This is a genomic window from Flavobacterium sp. (assembly GCF_043722275.1).
Lineage (GTDB): Bacteria > Bacteroidota > Bacteroidia > Flavobacteriales > Flavobacteriaceae > Flavobacterium.
Genome location: NZ_JAYSPC010000069.1, coordinates 1 through 3,450, shown reverse-complemented (window position 1 = coordinate 3,450; position 3,450 = coordinate 1). Strand labels below are relative to the sequence as shown.

The following is a 3,450-nucleotide window of genomic DNA, read 5'->3' as shown; positions in this document are numbered from 1 at the left end:
TGGTAAAAAACATTATACCCCGGAAGAATATAAAAAAGAAAGGGATAAGATGATGAAGGAAATGCAACAGAATAACCAGGGCGGTAACCAGCGGATTATTATGCATTAAAAATATATAACAGGATTTTCAAAAACCCTTTGCGTGAGCAGGGGGTTTTTTGTTGGAGGGCTTTCAGGGGTTTTTATTTTTGGCAATAATGGAGTCTGCTTTTCATAGTCTGAGAATATCAATTATCTAAAAAGAATAAAATCGGATTGTGCAAACAACAACCTGCCTGCCGGTAGGCAAGTACGAAATGTATAATACCATCTGATTAGTTTTCAATAGCGATATTTTGGGGTTGACAGCGTCTTATATCATAAATTGTAAGTGTTGTAAACAATCTTTTGAATATTCTTTTGTTGGGAAATAAGGTAATGAGCAGATTCATCTTTCCAGATAAAATACTTATTCCATTTAATTTTAATTGAAATATGAAAAACGAAATAGTAGAATTAAAGAAAACAATACAAGAAATCGGGAGTGCCGTCATGTCATTGCAAGGTACAGACAAGATTATAGTTAAAAGCCTTGAACTATTAACAGAAAAAATAAATACGGAATTCTCTCAAACTGCAACAGCTTTTGATGAAGCCAGAGGGGTAATTCAGATGCAACAAAACATTTTTAAACAAATGCTTGATACTATTACTGGTATACAAAGAAATTTGGAAAATTTGAATGTACGAGTAATTAATTTAGAAAATAAGTAATACTCTAATTGGCCATTATCGATTGTTTACAACAATCGGCTTTTCGCTGGCCGGGCTGACGAATAAATACTCATCTTCCTGTTCGCTGATCAGCTTTTGTTCCAGCTTCAGTAACACGGATGGGCTTTAGAATATATTCTCGGCTTCATATCTTTGTTCAGCTGATCGGTCGTTTCGACCGACTAAAAATACCCGGCCAGCACAAAACCCGCACGTAAGCAGAAATTTATAAAGACCATTTAACGCAAACAGATTTCCCTTGAATGCAAAAATAAGCGATAAGCACTTTGATATACTATGAGTTAATAGAATGTCAACTAGAGAAGAAATAAGAAAGGCATATAGGAAACAAGTTAAATTATGGCATCCTGATAAATTTCCGAATGACTATAATAAACAAATTTTGGCTCTTGAAAAATGCAAACAAATTAATGAAGCATATTCATTTTTAGAAAATTATATCCCCCTTTTAAATAAAACAACGTCAAAAGAAGACTTTATACCTAGAACAAAAAAACAACAGGAAAAATATAATGATCCAAATCAAAGATCAAATAAGAGTTTTTTAAACATTCATCGGATAAGAGTAATTTCTTCAAAACTTGACTCTGTAGGTTACGACGCGACACATTTAGTATTACAGGTCGCCTTCAAGAATGGAAGTATTTATCAGTACTATAATGTATCAAGTCTTATATACAGTGCTTTTATTATGCACTCTTCTAAAGACGGATATTTTGAAAAATATATAGCAAATAGATTTCGGCGTGAATTAGTAAAATAAGTAAACCTTCTGCTAACATTGCATTGCCTCTGATAGCTAGAGATTGCTTTTAATAGTGTGAGAATTTCAATTTTTTAAAAAGAATAAAAACGGATTGTCCCAACAACAACCTGCCTGCCGGTAGGCAAAGTACGAAATGTATAACAGCAAGGTATTTGTAATCAAAAGCAATTGTTTTGGTGAGCAGCCTCTTATATAATAAATTGTAGTGTTGGCTGTCATTTTAAACCCACAAATTTATGCAGGTTGTAGACAAAGAACTCTTTCACATTCATAGAAAAAATCACCATCAAGACCTCTGGAAGCCTGGCAACATATTAGAGACACCAAAAGACGAATTCAATCATTTTTATAAAGGACTTTCAACGGAGCCACATCGCAAAGTGTCTAAAGATTTTGAACAGTTTGAACTAATTGATTATTTAAATAAAAATATAGATGAACTCGAAAAGTTTAATAATTCCATTGACAATCAAGAATTAAACCAAAACAATGTTTCAAACATACAAGGATTTAATTCGCATATTTTTAATCTTCTAAAACAAACCTTTCATTCCTTAGCACAATCTCGAAAGATGCTTAGGGAAATAATTTTTGAAGACTGTCGTACAAAATATTTTTTCGAATTACCGTCAAGACAAAAATGTTTCTGGCTATCAGACAAAGAGCAAATCGAAAAATGGTGGACTGAATTTAACGACAATGAAAACAAATTAATTTGTAAGGTAAGTGTGACAGGTAATTTATTTCATGCAGATGGTTCATTTATTCAAATGGATATTTTTAAGTTTACTGACTTCAATGAGCTTGCTAACAAATATTGGCACGGACAAATTAATTCAAACTCTGACCTAATTCAAAAAGAAATAATTTTTGAAGGGAAATTGAAGATTCTATCGAAATACGACAATCCCTCAGAGTTGTAGAAAAACGAACAGCCAACATGGAGTTGTGCAAGCAGGGCTGTACGTTGAAACTTCGGCTGTTTGATCGCTGTACTTTTGTTCCGGCTGACGAATATCTATTTGGCTTTTTGTTGTTAACTTCAACTTTATATTTTTCAATTGGGCAAAGGTTCCGGGCTGGACGTTATAAAGTTTCCCACCTGCAGCAATACCTGCCCGTCGGTAGTACAATATCTTGAAACAAAATGGAAGATGTAAACAAAAAAGAAGCCGCAAGAAAGAAATCATTAGGTGAACTAGGTGAATTATTTGCTATTAAAGCACTTGTTGATAGAGGCTATGATAGAATAAGAAATCTAAATGACAAAAGTTTAAACGAACCTTTTGCAGACCTTGAATGTGAAAAGGATGGAATTAAAATTATCATAAGTGTAAAAGCAAGAAATAAATTTGAGAAGAAAGGAACATTAAATTCTAGGTATAACCTTGGGAATAATGCATATAGAAAAGCTTATGCTTCTGAAAAGAAACATAATGCAGTTGCACACTGGATGGCAATTCAATTTGACAAAACAACCTTTTCAATCTATTTCGGTTCGTTATCAGAATTAAGTGGAAAAAAAGCTATTCCTGTTGACTTGTGTGAAAAAAAAATAATTGGTGAAATTGGGGAACATCATAAAAGACACTACTTTGATTTCGACTTTTATAGCAATAAATAAAAAATACCAGCCCGTTCCCAGCCGAGTCTCCCGCAGCGGACCCGGCGTCTTCAAAATCCCTGGCGCATCTTATTACAAACCCACCCGGCATATCATCATCACTTTTTCTTTTATCCACTTCTCAAGCCCCACTAAAAAAGCGAAAGCACAATCCCTCAAAACCTGTGCATATTTTTGAATTAGGTTTATGCTTAAACAACTACCAGGAAAAGTTTGACAAATACACCCATAATAAATTTAACACCGGAAAATTATTTTAATTTGTGTTCATGAGTTGCATAGTGCA

At 33.5% G+C, this 3,450-nt stretch carries 4 protein-coding genes; all 4 read left to right on the top strand.

Features of this window, described 5'->3' with window-relative positions:
• Positions 1-474: 474 nt before the first annotated feature.
• The 4 genes from ACHZDT_RS09905 to ACHZDT_RS09890 all read left to right on the top strand — a co-directional run bounded on the left by ACHZDT_RS09905 (position 475) and on the right by ACHZDT_RS09890 (position 3,164).
• Positions 475-753 carry a hypothetical protein gene (locus ACHZDT_RS09905; RefSeq protein ID WP_394774462.1) on the top strand — a complete coding sequence of 93 codons (279 nt, stop codon included), beginning with the start codon at positions 475-477 and terminating at the stop codon, positions 751-753.
• Between the two features lie 310 nt (positions 754-1,063).
• Entirely contained in the window at positions 1,064-1,537 is a 474-nt protein-coding gene (locus ACHZDT_RS09900; RefSeq protein WP_394774461.1) for a KTSC domain-containing protein, read from the top strand.
• A gap of 239 nt (positions 1,538-1,776) precedes the next feature.
• Positions 1,777-2,463, top strand: coding sequence for a DUF2441 domain-containing protein (locus ACHZDT_RS09895; protein WP_394774460.1), 687 nt, complete (start codon positions 1,777-1,779; stop codon positions 2,461-2,463).
• A 224-nt stretch (positions 2,464-2,687) separates the two neighbouring features.
• Positions 2,688-3,164, top strand: coding sequence for a hypothetical protein (locus tag ACHZDT_RS09890; protein WP_394774459.1), 477 nt, complete (start codon positions 2,688-2,690; stop codon positions 3,162-3,164).
• The last annotated feature ends 286 nt before the right edge of the window (positions 3,165-3,450 follow it).

What these genes read in the sequence shown, in the direction of transcription:
- ACHZDT_RS09890 (WP_394774459.1), top strand. Translation starts at nt 2,688, where the DNA reads ATGGAAGATGTAAACAAAAAAGAAGCCGCAAGAAAGAAATCATTAGGT.
- ACHZDT_RS09895 (WP_394774460.1), top strand. Translation starts at nt 1,777, where the DNA reads ATGCAGGTTGTAGACAAAGAACTCTTTCACATTCATAGAAAAAATCAC.
- ACHZDT_RS09900 (WP_394774461.1), top strand. Translation starts at nt 1,064, where the DNA reads ATGTCAACTAGAGAAGAAATAAGAAAGGCATATAGGAAACAAGTTAAA.
- ACHZDT_RS09905 (WP_394774462.1), top strand. Translation starts at nt 475, where the DNA reads ATGAAAAACGAAATAGTAGAATTAAAGAAAACAATACAAGAAATCGGG.